Source organism: Microbulbifer sp. NBRC 101763 (assembly GCF_040371615.1).
GTDB lineage: Bacteria > Pseudomonadota > Gammaproteobacteria > Pseudomonadales > Cellvibrionaceae > Microbulbifer > Microbulbifer variabilis.
On sequence record NZ_BAABQV010000001.1, the window covers coordinates 843426 to 858473 of the forward strand.

Sequence of the window (15048 nt, forward strand, 5' to 3'; positions counted from 1 at the left end):
GGATCTTAGGGGTAGACGTGAAAAAAATAATTTTTTTGCTGGCTTTATTAGTATCTGGTTGTGCAAATTACACTCATCTAATAAAGGATTTAGAGCCTATAGAGTCGGATAATTCCATTGTATTGGAGGATCAATTGACTTATGAAGCTCAATATGGATTAGCGAAGGTAAATTGGAAGGAGGGGCTAGAACGTGGGATTTATCGGCCAGAGTTTCAAAATGAATTTGGAACTTTCTATCGAGGTCCGGAATCGTGTGTAATCCAATACATGGAAAAATTATCAATGGGTCCATTCGAAGGTGGGATCTGGATTCCAAAAGATAGAATTAATAATTCACCTAGGCTCTATTATTACTTTAATTACAATAAGTCTAACGCACAGGCGGCAGGTGGACTGGTTGTTTCTGCATTATTGGCAAGTTCAAAAGGAGATCTAACTATGATGCCAGTAATTACATCCCAAGAATTTCTTGAGAAAATTAAGATATCAAATTTAGATTAATAGTCCATCTCTGTCAGGTGGGTGTTTGGAAGTCGATAAAATGTTGCTTGCTCGAACTTCTTTACAATGGTGACCTATTCTAGGGTCACCATACATCCACTGAGGCTGCCTACACATGTGGTGATTTATTTGAAAAGAGAAAGTCATTGATGGCTGATTGGGCTGCTTATGCGACTACTGCTCTAACGAGAATTTAGAATTGATACGAAACAGCAGTGATGATTAATTAAAGAAATAATTATGGTAAGAGATAGTCGGAGAGATAAAGAGTATTTTGATCAAAGCATCACGGTTTTACTTGATGAGACAAAATTCTTTGAAAAATCTGCTGTTGAGGTTGAAAAAGGGATATCTCCAGGTCTGGGTGGTGCAATATATTCGGGATATTTACGTATAGTAATTTCATTGTATTCTGCTGGTTATTCAATTGGGTATGTGAAAGAAAAGTATTTAGAAACTATAGATAAAGTTGATTTTTTAGTTGCTAGCCTCAGTGGAGATCAGGAGCAGGGCTTAACCCTAAATTTCTATAACAATCTACTCTGGACCGCATCTTTGGCAGTGCTCCTTGATGTTGATGAGAAATATTTTTTGAAGATAGCTGATTCTTTTAAGGTTATTGATAAACCAGATCGGCTGATCGACTTATTGCTAAGTTATAAGTTGAAAGATATAGAAGTTTGTGGTGACTCCTACTACTCAAGGGTTTCGGATAAGATGGCTGATCGCTATAGATCGCTTTTATCTGTTTTTGAGACCGATCAGAAAGAGAAGCAAGTTGCTATTCTCAGGGATCATCTAAAACTATGGTATAAGAGGCAGCAACTTTGCACATGGTACGGCAGTCACAATAAGCAAGGTTACTTTGGATATTGGTCATTTGAAACAGCTGCTGTAGCGAAAATTCTTAAGATATCGAATGCAAGCTTAAGTACAAATAGGTACTTCCCAAATGGATTTTTGCTGGACCCCAAATAGAATCATGTGGCAGAAAAGTTAGTGGTTCTGCAGAGGCCGCTTGTAGGCATGGCGATTTGTTTGAAAAGAGAAAGTCATTAATGGCTGATTGAGTTGCTTGTGCGACTTCCATTACCGGGAATAACGTGATATCAATGAAAAAATATATTAATAGTAGAGGAAAACTATTACGCATTGTTCATCAGGTTAGACTTATGTTGGTGCGTTTTTGTTAAGTTTAAATATGGAGTGGTATTTTGATTAAAAAATTATCGGAACGATATGATCAATTGCTAGATAATCTTAAGGAAATTGAATTAACAAAAACTGTAAGAAGAAATGATTATGTCCAATACGAAGATGTTGATCAATTGTTGTTTGATGAGTGGAAGGTGAAGGCAAGATCATTAATAGTCAAAACATGTGGTGAAAATGGGGTGCATATAAAAGCTTTCACTAAAGCTGAAGAGCCACAGGCTTATGAAGATCTATATGAGCGATTTAAACGCGTAAAGCCGGTATTTCTTGCAGCTAAAGATGATTTCCAGGGTGGGTACTTATCCTCAGTGAGAAATCTAGTTCAGGCAGAGATCTTCGACTCCGAAATTGAGCAAGCATCAGAATTACTATCTAGTGGGTATAAAGGTCCAGCTGCTGTAGTTGCTGGTGTGATCTTGGAAACAAGCCTTCGTGATATATGTGATCAAAATTCTATTCCACATGGGAAGTTAGATAAAATGAATTCAGATTTAGCGAAAGCGGGGGTCTATAGCAAGCTGCAACAAAAGAGAATCACAGCTCTTGCAGATATTAGAAATAATGCAGCACATGGGCATTGGGATTTATTTTCAGGCAGTGATGTATCAGAGATGATTAGAGATGTAAAAAATTTCTTAAGATACTACTTAGTTTAGTGCTATCCAAGAATTTAATAATCTGGGCGTCACTGCTCCCCTGTATCTGAATTTGAATGAGTAGTTTTTTTCTCAAGCGTCATTTATTCAGCATTTAGAAATGCGTAAGTTCTGAAAAGATGTAGTGCAAGCGGCATTAAATGGAGAAATAATGTCTGAATTGGTTCCCAAAATAGCTGACATAGCAACTTTGAAAGGTATTAATATGTTGCTTGCCTTGCCAATGTTGTGTGTCGCTTATATGTTTCAAACTGGATTGGAAATATCATTAGATGGGACTATTTGGCTTAAGTTAAGATAGAAGCAGATGATAGTAAAAAATTACAAAGCTTTAAGTTATTTTTTTATCTTTATTTTTAAATCACTTTGGGTTTCTTTTGTTCGGCAATGGCATATGGTATCGCCTTACATCTACATCAGGAATGGGATTTTCCATTTTTCCATATCATATCTGTAGTGCTAATTGCTATTGCCATCCTGGGGATTTTTGGTCAAAAAAAAGTTGGAGCAGCTTAAAGAGATAGAGAAATTCTGGTTTTACAGCTTTATAGCTTGGGGGATTTTTCTTCAAGCTATGAGAGAGGAACTTAACAGGCCGATTAGTAAGAATATCAATTGAGATGATCTTTGATATATTTATTAAATGAATGCTTTTCTATAAGGAGTTGTAGTGTCACAAAAAAATAAATTTTCCAGAGTTAGAATTGTGGGAAAGGAGTTTGGTATTCAGTATGGGTGCTTTAAAGCCTTTTCAGAGTATTACGATTTCATGGAAGGAGGAGTTCCAATTACGATAACAAATAATTTCTTTGATATGGCGCTGCTAAACTGGGTTCATTTGTTTGGTAATCAGAAAGATGATCTTCATTTTAGGAATACTTTGGATGACCCGGAGTCATTTAAGGAGAGTCTACTTTCTAATCTCGGTATAACTAATTCAGGCTGGGAAGAAAATTGGAGATTATTAAAGGGTTTTCGGGATCAACGAGTAGCCCATATTGACCCCATAGAATCAACTATTGTGCCGAAGTTGGATCTAGCATTTGAATCTGTATGTTTCTATTACGACTATGTTACAGAAAGATTACGTGAGATTGGCGGTCAATTACTAACGATTAAGTCTTTAAAGACTGAGTTTGCAGAAAATAGATATTACTATGAGCAATCAGCAAGTGTTACGATAAATGCGCTAAATAATTTATAAAGAGATGCTATTGTCGCTAGGCCGGTCCACTGCGAAGCTTTGTATTAGGCAGTATAGCCAATGTTCCTCAATACGTTGAAGTTATGATTAATTGCAGATGAATAAAGCATTAAAGCAACTAGTAAGCTCTCTTCTAGAAGAGGACTTCAATAAAGCACGCGAACAAAGTAGAATTTTCCCTAATCGTTATGGCAGCAAAATTTTAGACAAACAAGGGAATCTTACAGAATTTGGTCTTTGGGAGGCAGTCGATTTCCCATTCCCTAGAAAGCTTAGCACTTGGTTATGTAAGTTTATTGAAAGGGAAGATTCAATGGACGCATTGCCACATCAGTTTGGTAATTATGTAAATGTATTTAGGCTTGTTAAAAAAGCTGATAAAGAGCTTTCCGAATTTGCGCAGATTAAAGCTATTCAATCAATGAACATTGATCAGCAATGTAAGTCTCTTGGTATAAATTTTGAGAAGCTCGAAGGGGTTAAAACTAGCCAGAAAGTAGAATTATTTGTGAGTGATCATTATTCAAAGAGGGGATTTCAGAGTATAAACTTAGAAGGAGGGGAGATTCTTGTGCTCATTCGTTGTGCATCGTGGGAGTCTCTTTCCAAAATTTTTAGTATGCATGATACCCCATATCTCGAAGCATTATTAGTAGATCATGAAGACCCAACTAAAATAAATAAAAAAGCTGTTAGTTTGCTACTCAAGGGAATAGGACGTTCTAATAGAAAATCTGTGGTCAGATCTTTCAAAACGATTTATCCGAATACTTTATTAGAGAAAGTATATCCTGGCTTAACATCTAGCTTTGTTGGTGATTTATATGAAGTAATAGGCCAGCAGAGGTTGCTCGAGCTTGCGAGATGCTTTGCTGGAAATCCTTATCAATATCGTAAAGGATGGCCTGATGTAACCGCTTTTAAGCTAAAAAGGAGATTGATAGGGAAAAGTGAGGCAAGCTTGTTATTAAGGGAGGTAAAGGTAAAAGACAAGTTACTGCCATCTCAAATCATTACACTAAGAAAATTCAAGAAGTTAATACCAGATATTGGCATCATAAGGGTCGCTCGCTAATGGATCTAAGTCATAGAGTGTCGATAGTCGCCCAGCTTCTTTGTGGCTTCGCTTGCCACCACTCCTTGAATGCGTATACTTTTTCGGTTTCTGCCAAGATTACATGCTGATAAATGGGGCGCAATAGAGTGGTTTATGATAACGATTTTATTGTGGGTGAGATAATACGCTGATTTGGTACTAATAATTTAAATGGCGATTCCCCAAGATGTCTTCGCTTTACGGTAGAGTCCATAATTTAGGCCTCAAGAGTAGGTTATGAGTAATAAATATCAAATTTTCGTAAGTTCTACTTACAAAGATTTAAAAGAACATAGAGATCAAGTAATCAAAGCGGTTCTCGAAATGGGGCATATCCCAGTTGGCATGGAAATGTTTAGCGCTGCAGATGAAGGGCAGTGGAGCATTATTAAGCGCCAGATTGATCAGAGTGATTATTACGTTGTTATTTTGGCGAACCGATATGGGTCAGTTACGGACGAGGGGCTTAGCTACACTGAAAAGGAATATGACTATGCTGTATCCAAAGGGATACCCATTCTAGGGTTTGTACTAGATGATGAGGCGTTGTGGCCGTCACAGCACACTGATACAGTTCCAAAAGAAGTTTCCTCTCTTAAAGAATTTAAAATCAAAGTTAAACAAAAACACGTTTCATTTTGGAAGAATACAGATGATTTGTATGGGAAGTGTTCAATTGCTTTGATGAAAGCATTTACTTCAGATCCGAGAGAGGGATGGGTAAGGGCGTCGGAAGCGACTAACATAAAGATGGCTAACGAATTAACTAGGCTTAGTGCTGAAAACTCGGAGCTGAGAAAGCAGATAAAAAATATTGAAACTGATGCAAAAGAAAAGCGCTCTCGGGAAAATAATAAAATTATTAACATTCTTTTAAAAAATGAACGCCCTGTGCCTGTTCGACTTTGTGAGGGCGATTATGTTGAAGAGGCATGCAAGATAAATTTATTTAGACTGTTTAATTATTTGGCACCAGAAATGTTAATTGAAAAGTCAGTTAATGATATTTCTACATATGTTGCAGTAGTTATTGCTAATTTCGAAGCATCTGAACTGTATATGCCATACCCAATTCCAAGAAATATTGTAAAAGATTGGATTGCTGACCTTTCTGCTCTAGAGTTAGTTAGCCCCTCTAGTAAAAAGAAGCCTATTACGGATATGGAAGAGTATTGGGCTCTCTCAGAGAGGGGTAAGGAAATTTTAAATATTCTTCGAAGAATGATGCTAGAAGAAACAGATTCGTCTTTGTCAGATATTAAGCCAGGTGTGGAAAAGACACTCTCTTGATTGGTATATATAGGGCGTTTCAGCCACGCCCTTTGCCCAATGTCATTAAGCTGTACGATCTAGCTTATCCTCAATCCAAGCTTCTATTTCGCGGCTATCCCAACCGACAGCTCCAGGACCTATACGGTGTTGCTTAGGGAATAGCCCATCTTTAGCAAACTGATAGATACTGCTACGTTTGTAACCCGTAAGCCGTTCAACTTCAGGTAATCTCAAGATACGGCGTTGAGCTTTTAAGTTTTCTCCTACCATTGCATATCCCTCGCTAACTATAATTTATAGGCTCATGCGGCAAATGGATAAATGAAGACCCCTTCTACATGCAGTGCATCAGGGGCCGCAATCTCTTTGGCTGATGCGGCCCCTTTTTTCCGCCTTCGCAACTCGGCAACTATAGCTGTTGCTCTTTTATTTAATGGAAACTTTGAAATCTCCATGTGACCTCCAAGAGGCACTGAGCTAGCTGCCTAGGTTAATATTTAAATTGGTGGCGCCTTGGCGCCTTATTGTTCAGCCATTGCTACTGCCATTGTGGAATGTCCACCGCGTAGAGTTGCCTGCACGGCTCTGTTGCTGAAGGCGCCTTCGATGGGGATGATTGAGCCCATTTCCCTGTCCTCTTCGAGCCTGTATTCCAGCGGTTTTCATCCCTGAAAACAAATATACCTGAAAGGTTTAAAAAATAAACCCTAAAGGTTTATTTTATTTAAGATTGGCGGATATTTCGTTGAGAAAGCGAATCAGGTGGGATTTGGCGGTGCTGGGCAAAGGGCTCAGTGGGTCAGCCTGTGGGCTTTCCTCTATGGGTAGAGATAGGAGCTTGTTGCCATCAATATCTAATTGAAGGGCTATTTTCCTAAGAAGATTTGGTGAAACTGTTTTGGAGCGCCCTTGCTCAATGCGTTGAAGATGGGTTAAGGGAATGGAGAGTTTTTCGGCTAGCTCAGCTTGGGTAAGCCCTCTCTTGGTGCGTTCTTGGCGAACAACTACCCCGATTCTAAACATCGTGTCGGTAAAACTTATAGAGTTTTGGCGGCATAAACCCCCTAAGTATACACAATTTGATCTGCCCTCTAGGCCCTTATCTGGGTACATTCTTTAAGTAAGACGATATGGCACTTTAAGGGAGTAAAATGCTATTTGACTCTATTGAGGTAAGGCAAGAAACTCCAGAACTGGAGTTGCAAGAAGTGGCGCGAGCAAGCCTTGCTCGTGTTATGCCCTACCAGTGCCGACGGTGTGTAAAACGGCCCTGCCAAATGATGTGGGATAACGAAGATAGCTCTTGTTGGCATCAGGAAAGGGGGGAAGGGTTGCTCGATTAAAGGTGGAGCTCAATAGGTCAGCTGGGACCGCCCTTAGAAGGTCAGCGGTCTGAGCCAAGACTTTAGAAAAGCGTATTAATGATGAAGCCTACAGGTACAACATCATTATTACTGCCCGCGCGAGTTGCACCGTAGGCTAGCGCTATCGCCTGGGCTTTTTTGGCGGAAGGGATACCTTGGAGCCCCTGCTTTTCAATCTCGACCTCAATTGCGTCGATACACTTGCACAGCAGTTCAAGGTCAATATCGCTAGCGATTTTTGTGGTGTTGTCGTTGCTACTTTCAAGCCGATCTAGCTCACCTTCCTCAAGATCTAACTTTTCCTCAAGGTCTCTTGCTATGCGGTTGCCAATCGTTTTAGTGGCGCCCTTGCTTATGAGTGAGTAGAGCTGCTGCTCAGACCTATCCACCTTGCGTGCGAACTCCGCTCGATTCTTATAGTCGGCCGCTATCCGTCGGATATTGGTGCGCCTTATCTCGTTTATATCCATCTCTTTTATCAAGAACTCACCAGTCTTTCCCCATGTTAGCAGGAATAAACCTCTCAAAAATCACCCTAAAAAGTTTATTTTGGCGTGTAAGTCTAGCTTTCAAGGTTTATTTTATAGACAAAAATAAACCCTTTAGGTATATTTCAGGTATGAAAATTAACCTCTACCTCAAAAGTCTGAGCCTGTCTGAGCGGAACGAGTTAGCGCAAAAGGTTGGAACCACTGGCAGATACCTGTCACGCATTGCTTATGGCCGCATGAAGGTACTTCCGGGTCCGAAACTTTCGATCAAGCTGGCCGAAGAACTTAATGGTGACGTAAACCTGGCCGAGTGTCGCCCAGATATTTGGGGATAGTTGATTAGTTTCACTAACAGCCGAAGAGCTGACAACAACTTTTTTAACTTAAGAAGGATGACAATGGAGGCAGGGATGAGATCGGGGTTGGAATGTAAATCAAATCTACGAACGAGCAAGAAGACTCGTGAACGACTGGATGCTCTTTCTAAGCGGTTTGGAATGCCGAGAGAGCAACTAGTACGAATCATATTAGAGGCTTCGCTTCCTATTTTCGAAGCGGAGACTCCTGAAGACATCAAGAAAGCCCAATCAGCTCAGCGCATTCTGACCATGCTGCGCATATAAAAATTTTCGACGGTTTCGGATTTAACCCAGATCAGTAAATAACTAATCACAACTGGGGCAACGCTATGCAAGACGAAATAAGAGCGGTGATGGCCGGGCTCTCGGAGTCTGAGCGGGACCGCTGGGCTTTTTGCGCCCGCAGGAACAAAAATTACACCGCATCACAGCAGGCTGAAAGAGCTGTCGAATTAGTAGCCGCTGAACTATGCGATTTTTTGGGCCTTGATGAGACTCCCATAGGCTCTAATCAAGTTCAAGGTGGGGGTGTGTAATGAGCGCTGAAGCCACCTTCTGGGCCTGGCAACAAAGCGTGAAGTCTACGCACAAACTAGTCCTTCTTTCCCTCGCTAACTGTCACAACGAGGCGAATAGTCAGTGCAATCCATCGATTGCGTATATCTCAAAATCAACAGGCTTGAATCGTAAAACTGTTATCTCAGCAATGGAGCAGCTGGAAGAATCTAGCCTAATTCTCCGCGTCAAATCCACCGGTTCCAGCAATCACTTTACTTTGAATTTTGGCCAAATCACCAGTGCCGAAAACGGTACTAGTCCCAAAAACGGACCAGGCCCAAAAGCGGACAAAACCAGTACCAAAAACGGTACTGGACCAGTACCAAAAACGGACCACAAACCTAAAAGGAATCTAAAAGAACCTAAAAATATTAATAGGGGATTAGATTTTTCATCCTGGCCAGACCATCCAGAGAGCGAAGTTTTGCGGGACTGGAAAAAGGTCCGCAAGGCTCCGCTTACCCAAACCGCTGTTAACCAAATTGCCAAGCAGCTCCACCTAGCCAACCGACATGGCTACAGCGTTGACTACTGCCTTGCCGTTTGCTGTGAGAGGGAGTGGCGAGGATTCCAGTTTGAGTGGTTGCTGAACCACGAAAACCAACTGCAGCGAAAGACCGCACCCCCAGGCGGGGGATCAAACGGCAATCGCCTTTCTCGCGATATCTCCATCCCCGACATGCTCAACGACCAGTGGTAACAGGGGAAACACCATGAGAACCATTGAATTCACCATTCCCCTGGCCACCCCTTCGAACAACCAGCTGTTGCGCATGCATTGGGCAAAGCGTCGTGCTTTGAAAAAACAACTGGCCCTAGAAGTGACTAGCGCGCTGGTGCGCAGTGGTCAGCGCCGCCCCAATGAGCCGCTTGCGCGGGTGTACCTGGAGATTGAGCGCGGTTCTTTTGGTGAGCTGGACGAAGACAACCTGCAGGGCGGCACCAAGCCGCTGGTGGATGTGCTGGAGAAGGTGAGCCGCACCAACCCCCATGGCCTGGGCTTGATCGACAACGACAGCAACCGCTGTGTGGTGCAACGCAAAGTAACCCAGGCCCCGGCCAAACGCGGCCAGGGATTTACTCGAGTACTTATCGCAGAAGTGCTGGAAGACACCGAATATTCAAACCGCTTTGGGGGTGCTCAATGATCGATATTTCCACACCAGCCAGCCGGAATTATTTCACCGATGAGGAACTGCAGTGCCGCTGCACTTTTTGTGCTCGCTCTAGGGAGCAGGGGGAGCGTGAAGCGGGAAGCGCATCGAACATGAAGGCCGACTTTCTTGCCCACCTGAACCGCGTGCGTGAGCGTGTCTACTGCCGCCCTATGCCGGTGAGCAGCGGTTACCGTTGCCAGCACCATCCTGAGGAGTCGTTTAACCGTCGCAGAGTAGAGCAGGCCGGTAAAACATGGACTCCCGGGGACCACCCTTGCGGTGTAGGTGTGGACATACGAATCCATGGTTCCGCTGCGCACGTGTTAATGCGATCACTGCATGTTTACAACTGGTTCCACCTCCAAAAAAACCAGCCGCAGCCATTTACTGCCATTTGCCCGCACCAGCGAGGCCTCACACAAGATCGGTTTATTCATATCGGCGGTAACAACTTAGCCCCAGGGCGTCCACGTCCCTGGCTGTGGACCTATTGAGGGGCTGCAAGTGGGGGAGCGTATCAGCCCTGAATTGATAGAAGCCCTGGAAGACAAGCTTTACCTCTGGGGCTCGGTGGCCCTGGATCTAGGCGGGGTGAGTGGCAGCAGCGTGTTGTGTTCCATCGAGGTTCACGCCGCGCGCAGTGGTTCACGGCTCAGACAAAAACAGCGCACTGCATTAGCCAACGCCAGCCGGGGCAACCCCAGCAACGGCCTGGGTATTAGCGACGAAATTGCGGCGCCGGTAGAGTGGGCCATGGCAGCGATCAAACGCGAAAGCCCGGAGCTCTACGAGGTGCTGAAAGTGGAGGCACGTGCGCTACTGCTGCATGAAGGATTAGATGGACAAAAGGCACGCGCCCGCTATCTGCGTATCAGTCTGCGCACCTATCAATCCCGCCTACACAAGGGGCGGTTATTTCTCGCTGGTTTGTTGTTTGGGCCGGCTATCGCAACGCAAAACATCGACGGAATGGGGGAGTGAGCCAGTGAGCCGTAAAACCAATGAGCGCGGGGATTTCTTTTGCGGTGGCTGCAGCAAGTGGAAAGCCCAGGACCTTTTCCCTATTCGCCTAAGCCCCTGCGGTCATGCCAGCCGTTGCAAGCGCTGCAAGGCCGACTACCGCAGAGACTACCGTGCCCGCCAGGCCAGCCGATCGAATATCGCCGCACTGCTACAGCGTAGGACACACCAATTTTTTTAAGTCAGGGAGAGCAACAATGAACAGATTCGCCATATTTAGCGGTACTTACAATCTAATGATGGGCGGGGCTAAAGATTTTATAGAGTCCCACCCCACTAAAGAGGCAGCGCAGGCAAGGGTAAAAGAAATTGCCAGCAATGAGCCGTTTATCTACTGGCTGCAGATCTTTGATAAAGCCACCGACACATTGACCACTTATCGCGTGGTTAACGGTGAGGTAAGGGAAGAGGTGGACGAGTAATGGCCAGGGGAATCAATAAAGTTATTTTGATTGGCAATCTGGGTAACGATCCGGAAACCAAGTACATGCCCAGCGGTGGAGCGGTAACCAATATCAGCCTGGCCACCAGTGAGGGCTGGAAGGATAAGCAAACAGGCCAGCCCCAGGAGCGCACCGAGTGGCACCGAGTGGTGTTCTTTAACCGCTTAGCAGAGATTGCCGGCGAGTATTTGCGCAAGGGTTCAAAAGTTTTTGTCGAAGGCTCGCTGCGCACGCGCAAGTGGCAAGACAAAAACACCGGACAGGATCGCTACACCACAGAAATCGTCGCTGATGAAATGCAGATGCTGGATGGCAGGGGAGAGCAGGGGGGCTATCCCCAAGGTGCAACAGGTCAGCCCGCCGAGCAGCAGGCCCCAAGTCAACCAGTTGCACCGCCTGGGGGTGGTGCATCCTTTGATGACGATATTCCGTTTTAGCCTGGGGGTGCGATATGACAGCAACAAACTGCCCCCAGTCTGAGGCCTTGCGCAAGGCGCAGGCGAATATCGATAGCAAGGTGACCGAATTTCTGGCCGGCGGCGGAGAGATTGAACAGATACCGCGCGGCCAGTCCGGTCTGTGCCTGCGTGTAGTCCCTAATACCTCCGACAGTACCCGCCGTAGTTGGGTGAAGGTGCAGAACAAACAGCAGATTAAAGTGAAAAGCGAGAAGAAGAGGGCAGGAAAATGAGCGGCTATTCCGAAGGTGGTCCGGTTTATGAGTTGAATGACCCAAATTATCAGCGCCTGTATAGCGTTTTAGAGCGGGCATACGATCAGGCCGCGCGGGGTAAGGGCATGGAGCGGCACGCTAATGGGCGGCGCTTCGAAGATCAACCCATGCAAATAATTAGCGGGCTATTGGATACCGATGGCGGCATGGCTTTTCAGGCGATCAAAAAGATTCAGGAAAGTCGTCGTTTGCCAAATTCAGAGCGCCGCGTGGCTGAATTACTTGGGGCGATCAATTACATCGCGGGCATGATCATTTATGAGGAGAGTCATAGCTTCAACGAAACAGAATAATAAATTTAGGAAAATGGTACATAAATGAGGGGCATTACAGTCGCTTAAAATCTAATCCAGCTAAAGGTAATTTGTCTCAAATTATTTTTTTATATTAGATTTTTTTCCCAAAATAGTTTGACGATATAGTTTTGTTGGATTATAAATTGCGCGCTTCTTATATCTTATAAAGTTTTAAGGGTTATTAAATGTTTAAGTATCTTGCCGTTGCTGCAATCGCTCTTTTTTCTCAGGTTTCATTTGCAGGTGCTACTGTTGCAAAAATAGAATCATTCTTGCTGGTCGATAGTACGAAGCTTGTCTATGTCTATCCAGAGGGCGGGGTCAATAATCCACCTGCATGTCATGGTGCAAATGGTGATTACATTTCATTCAGCATGGATAGACCAATGGCCAAGGAATATCTGAGCGCAATTATGTACGCGCACGCTTCAGGAAAGACAGTAAGTATGCGTACTCACGGCGCCTGCGTAGATCAGACATATTCCGATACGCTTCATTACTTAAGCGTGCTAAAAGACTAAGAGTATAGATATTCTCTAAGGGGTATTTGTTCTGCTTCTTTTTGCATGAAATGGAAAAAAACTTGGATGGAATGCCCCATAAATATGAATACTGAAATATGTACGAAAAGTTCGCGCTTGGACTTTTCGTCAGTCAATGGAAAGTATTATGTACTCTAAGTATCTTTTTGTGGCAATAGCCGCAACCTTATGCTTTAGCGCCAAAGCTTCAGCAGATGAAGTTCTTTTAATACCGTATGAGGATATTAAAATTCCAGTGGTAGTTGCTTCATCGGATGGTGAGCCTGGACCTGGACCTGGACCTGGACCTGTATACGGCGAGGTGCTGAAGTCTTGCTTAGAAGATGGAACAATATTTGTGCCGGAAGTTAGTTCTTGTCGTTATTATGCTAAAGAAGGTCAAGGTGAGAATTCTTGGGAAGCAAATGACTTACGTGTTGGTTACAATAGCTGCCCTGATTATTCAGGGGAAATCATTGCGGCTTATAGTTATTGGAATTCCAGTATTGGGCAGTGGTCTTTAAGGTATGTTACAAAATCAAATTTGCCGCTTGAATCACAATCGCAACGAGATGGCGGATGTTGGATTGATGGTTAAGCGCAATATAAGCCTTGAGTACGGTTTATAAGTTAGCTTTGCTCCCAAGTCTAACCCATTACTATTTTGGGGTGACACGTTTTAGGCGCTTTTGCGTTCGGGAGGTATAAATAGGGCACGTTGCGATTGTTGCCTCTACCGGGAACGAGCTGTACGAGCAATGCGAATATCATCCTCTTAACCGGTCCATCCCAGGCCGGTTTTTTTTCGCCTGTTAGAAGGAGGCCGCCGTGGAATGAATGTACACGAAGCTGGAAGCGCCAGCGTTACCGGAGCAGGGGTGGTTCTCACACAAACACCGATTAATTGGCTGCAGGTGGTGGGTGTGCTGATTGCCGCGCTTGGCCTTGTCTGGAATGTGTATGCAGTGATTACCCGCAATCAGCACAACCGATTCATACGCGAACAGCGCGAAGAGTCAGACCGAAATAAAACCCCTTAACCTTTTTCGCCACCCGGTGCTCCCTTCCCCCATATCACCTGGCACCGGGTGGCTTCTTATTTCTGGAGATGCTGGCATGAGCTTTTGGTCACGCTTGTGGGGCAGTGAGAAAGCCCTAGAGAAAGGCGCAGATGCCCTAATCAAAACCGGCGATGCTCTTTTTTATACCGCTGAAGAAAAAGCCCAGGACAGCGCCCAGCGCAGCGAGCAGTTACGCGAGTTTTTGCTGCAGTGGATCAAGTCCACCAGCGGGCAGAACATAGCCCGCAGGCTGATAGCTCTATCGTTTACTGGCGTTTATCTGTTGTTGCTTTTGGTTGTAGCTGTCTTATCTGTACGAGCTGCTTTGGCGGACCCAGGGCAGGGCGAAACGGCTTTGGCCACAGCAGCTACAGCAGCTGAGGCAGTACTGGCAAAAGCCACCTATCCACAAGGATTGATAATGGTTTTCTACTTTGCGCCAAGCAAGATTGGTGAGGCCATAGCCACGTTCAAAGGGCGGGGCCGTGCAGATAAAACATGACTTAGCCAAGCTGGAGAAGAAGCTGGGCAAGATGGAGCGCGGCTTGATACCGAAAGCCGCAAGCCAGGCAATCAATAAGGCGGTACGCTCAGTGAATAGCACCGCTATCAAAGAGGTCTCAGCCGAGACCAACATCAAACAGAAAGAGATTAGACAGGCCCACCAGTTACACCTGGCTAAGCGTGACCGACTGCACGCCGCTGTTGATGCAAAGAAAGCGCGAGCAAGAAACCTTATCAACTTTGTACGCCCCAGCCAGCGTAAGGCGGGCCACTTCAATGCACTTAATAAGCGTGGCGCACACAAAGCGCCAGGCGTGAAGGCCAAGGCCTGGGGGCAGACCAAGACTTACAAGAAAACATTTATTGGCAGGGCACCACAAGGCCAGCTGCTGGTATTCGCACGCAAAGGCAAGGGCCGCACACCAGTGAAGGGCATTACCGGGCCAAGCCCTCGCGGTGCATTCATTAGCCAGCGCCTGCAGCAGGTCATGGAGCGCCAGGCCAGCGGCAGAGTCCGCGTCGAACTCACCCGATCAATCAACAATCAGCTGCGCAAACTCAAGTGAACACCTCGCACCACACACCCGCGCGGGTC

27 protein-coding genes are annotated in these 15048 nt (G+C 44.8%); 24 read left to right on the forward strand and 3 right to left on the reverse strand.

Annotation, left to right across the window (positions count from 1 at the left end; translation table 11 throughout):
- Positions 1 to 17: 17 nt before the first annotated feature.
- The 7 genes from ABWV76_RS03850 to ABWV76_RS03880 all read left to right on the forward strand — a co-directional run bounded on the left by ABWV76_RS03850 (position 18) and on the right by ABWV76_RS03880 (position 5964).
- Positions 18 to 503, forward strand: a complete 486-nt coding sequence (locus ABWV76_RS03850; protein WP_353375274.1) for a hypothetical protein — start codon at positions 18 to 20, stop codon at positions 501 to 503.
- Positions 504 to 743: 240 nt separating this feature from the next.
- Positions 744 to 1481, forward strand: a complete 738-nt coding sequence (locus tag ABWV76_RS03855; RefSeq protein ID WP_353375275.1) for a PoNe immunity protein domain-containing protein — start codon at positions 744 to 746, stop codon at positions 1479 to 1481.
- A 236-nt stretch (positions 1482 to 1717) separates the two neighbouring features.
- Positions 1718 to 2374 carry a hypothetical protein gene (locus ABWV76_RS03860; protein WP_353375276.1) on the forward strand — a complete coding sequence of 219 codons (657 nt, stop codon included), beginning with the start codon at positions 1718 to 1720 and terminating at the stop codon, positions 2372 to 2374.
- 151 nt (positions 2375 to 2525) lie between these two features.
- Complete coding sequence (locus ABWV76_RS03865) at positions 2526 to 2675, forward strand: hypothetical protein (protein WP_353375277.1); 150 nt, start codon at positions 2526 to 2528, stop codon at positions 2673 to 2675.
- 369 nt (positions 2676 to 3044) lie between these two features.
- Positions 3045 to 3578 (forward strand): hypothetical protein, encoded by a 534-nt coding sequence (locus ABWV76_RS03870; RefSeq protein ID WP_353375278.1) that lies wholly within the window; start codon positions 3045 to 3047, stop codon positions 3576 to 3578.
- 97 nt (positions 3579 to 3675) lie between these two features.
- Positions 3676 to 4653: a hypothetical protein gene (locus ABWV76_RS03875; RefSeq protein ID WP_353375279.1), complete on the forward strand. Its 978-nt coding sequence runs from the start codon at positions 3676 to 3678 to the stop codon at positions 4651 to 4653.
- Positions 4654 to 4911: 258 nt separating this feature from the next.
- Positions 4912 to 5964: a DUF4062 domain-containing protein gene (locus ABWV76_RS03880; RefSeq protein WP_353375280.1), complete on the forward strand. Its 1053-nt coding sequence runs from the start codon at positions 4912 to 4914 to the stop codon at positions 5962 to 5964.
- A gap of 45 nt (positions 5965 to 6009) precedes the next feature.
- Here ABWV76_RS03880 and ABWV76_RS03885 read toward each other — a convergent pair whose 3' ends face one another.
- Together ABWV76_RS03885 and ABWV76_RS03890 are read right to left on the reverse strand one after the other, a co-directional pair.
- The gene (locus ABWV76_RS03885; RefSeq protein ID WP_353375281.1) at positions 6010 to 6216 is read right to left on the reverse strand and encodes a helix-turn-helix transcriptional regulator; all 207 of its coding nucleotides are present in this window, start codon (positions 6214 to 6216) and stop codon (positions 6010 to 6012) included.
- A gap of 450 nt (positions 6217 to 6666) precedes the next feature.
- Entirely contained in the window at positions 6667 to 6969 is a 303-nt protein-coding gene (locus ABWV76_RS03890) for a helix-turn-helix domain-containing protein (protein ID WP_353375282.1), read from the reverse strand.
- 128 nt (positions 6970 to 7097) lie between these two features.
- On the opposite strand from ABWV76_RS03890, the gene ABWV76_RS03895 reads away from it, so the two are divergent.
- The gene (locus ABWV76_RS03895) at positions 7098 to 7289 is read left to right on the forward strand and encodes a hypothetical protein (RefSeq protein WP_353375283.1); all 192 of its coding nucleotides are present in this window, start codon (positions 7098 to 7100) and stop codon (positions 7287 to 7289) included.
- A gap of 62 nt (positions 7290 to 7351) precedes the next feature.
- Here ABWV76_RS03895 and ABWV76_RS03900 read toward each other — a convergent pair whose 3' ends face one another.
- The gene (locus ABWV76_RS03900) at positions 7352 to 7780 is read right to left on the reverse strand and encodes a hypothetical protein (RefSeq protein ID WP_353375284.1); all 429 of its coding nucleotides are present in this window, start codon (positions 7778 to 7780) and stop codon (positions 7352 to 7354) included.
- Positions 7781 to 7929: 149 nt separating this feature from the next.
- Here ABWV76_RS03900 and ABWV76_RS03905 point away from each other — a divergent pair, with 149 nt between their 5' ends.
- The 16 genes from ABWV76_RS03905 to ABWV76_RS03980 all read left to right on the forward strand — a co-directional run bounded on the left by ABWV76_RS03905 (position 7930) and on the right by ABWV76_RS03980 (position 15019).
- On the forward strand, positions 7930 to 8136 hold the full coding sequence (locus ABWV76_RS03905) for a helix-turn-helix domain-containing protein (protein ID WP_353375285.1): 207 nt from the start codon (positions 7930 to 7932) through the stop codon (positions 8134 to 8136).
- Between the two features lie 353 nt (positions 8137 to 8489).
- Positions 8490 to 8696 (forward strand): hypothetical protein, encoded by a 207-nt coding sequence (locus ABWV76_RS03910; RefSeq protein ID WP_353375286.1) that lies wholly within the window; start codon positions 8490 to 8492, stop codon positions 8694 to 8696.
- The gene (locus ABWV76_RS03915) at positions 8696 to 9418 is read left to right on the forward strand and encodes a helix-turn-helix domain-containing protein (protein WP_353375287.1); all 723 of its coding nucleotides are present in this window, start codon (positions 8696 to 8698) and stop codon (positions 9416 to 9418) included. The genes ABWV76_RS03910 and ABWV76_RS03915 overlap by 1 nt, the downstream gene beginning before the upstream one ends.
- A 13-nt stretch (positions 9419 to 9431) precedes the next feature.
- Positions 9432 to 9866: a hypothetical protein gene (locus ABWV76_RS03920; protein WP_353375288.1), complete on the forward strand. Its 435-nt coding sequence runs from the start codon at positions 9432 to 9434 to the stop codon at positions 9864 to 9866.
- Entirely contained in the window at positions 9863 to 10369 is a 507-nt protein-coding gene (locus ABWV76_RS03925; protein ID WP_353375289.1) for a hypothetical protein, read from the forward strand. The genes ABWV76_RS03920 and ABWV76_RS03925 overlap by 4 nt, the downstream gene beginning before the upstream one ends.
- A 10-nt stretch (positions 10370 to 10379) precedes the next feature.
- Complete coding sequence (locus tag ABWV76_RS03930; RefSeq protein WP_353375290.1) at positions 10380 to 10856, forward strand: hypothetical protein; 477 nt, start codon at positions 10380 to 10382, stop codon at positions 10854 to 10856.
- Positions 10857 to 10860: 4 nt separating this feature from the next.
- A complete protein-coding gene (locus tag ABWV76_RS03935; RefSeq protein ID WP_353375291.1) occupies positions 10861 to 11076 on the forward strand; it encodes a hypothetical protein in 216 nt (71 codons plus the stop codon).
- Between the two features lie 16 nt (positions 11077 to 11092).
- The gene (locus tag ABWV76_RS03940) at positions 11093 to 11317 is read left to right on the forward strand and encodes a hypothetical protein (RefSeq protein ID WP_353375292.1); all 225 of its coding nucleotides are present in this window, start codon (positions 11093 to 11095) and stop codon (positions 11315 to 11317) included.
- The gene (gene ssb / locus ABWV76_RS03945; RefSeq protein WP_353375293.1) at positions 11317 to 11775 is read left to right on the forward strand and encodes a single-stranded DNA-binding protein; all 459 of its coding nucleotides are present in this window, start codon (positions 11317 to 11319) and stop codon (positions 11773 to 11775) included. The genes ABWV76_RS03940 and ssb overlap by 1 nt, the downstream gene beginning before the upstream one ends.
- A 14-nt stretch (positions 11776 to 11789) precedes the next feature.
- A complete protein-coding gene (locus ABWV76_RS03950) occupies positions 11790 to 12029 on the forward strand; it encodes a hypothetical protein (RefSeq protein WP_353375294.1) in 240 nt (79 codons plus the stop codon).
- Complete coding sequence (locus ABWV76_RS03955; protein WP_353375295.1) at positions 12026 to 12364, forward strand: hypothetical protein; 339 nt, start codon at positions 12026 to 12028, stop codon at positions 12362 to 12364. The genes ABWV76_RS03950 and ABWV76_RS03955 overlap by 4 nt, the downstream gene beginning before the upstream one ends.
- A 188-nt stretch (positions 12365 to 12552) precedes the next feature.
- Positions 12553 to 12888, forward strand: a complete 336-nt coding sequence (locus ABWV76_RS03960) for a hypothetical protein (protein WP_353375296.1) — start codon at positions 12553 to 12555, stop codon at positions 12886 to 12888.
- A 148-nt stretch (positions 12889 to 13036) separates the two neighbouring features.
- Positions 13037 to 13486 (forward strand): hypothetical protein, encoded by a 450-nt coding sequence (locus ABWV76_RS03965; protein ID WP_353375297.1) that lies wholly within the window; start codon positions 13037 to 13039, stop codon positions 13484 to 13486.
- A 235-nt stretch (positions 13487 to 13721) separates the two neighbouring features.
- Complete coding sequence (locus ABWV76_RS03970; RefSeq protein ID WP_353375298.1) at positions 13722 to 13928, forward strand: hypothetical protein; 207 nt, start codon at positions 13722 to 13724, stop codon at positions 13926 to 13928.
- A gap of 76 nt (positions 13929 to 14004) precedes the next feature.
- Positions 14005 to 14451: a hypothetical protein gene (locus tag ABWV76_RS03975; RefSeq protein ID WP_353375299.1), complete on the forward strand. Its 447-nt coding sequence runs from the start codon at positions 14005 to 14007 to the stop codon at positions 14449 to 14451.
- On the forward strand, positions 14435 to 15019 hold the full coding sequence (locus tag ABWV76_RS03980; RefSeq protein WP_353375300.1) for a phage tail protein: 585 nt from the start codon (positions 14435 to 14437) through the stop codon (positions 15017 to 15019). Before ABWV76_RS03975 ends, ABWV76_RS03980 begins: the two co-directional genes overlap by 17 nt.
- Positions 15020 to 15048 lie beyond the last annotated feature (29 nt).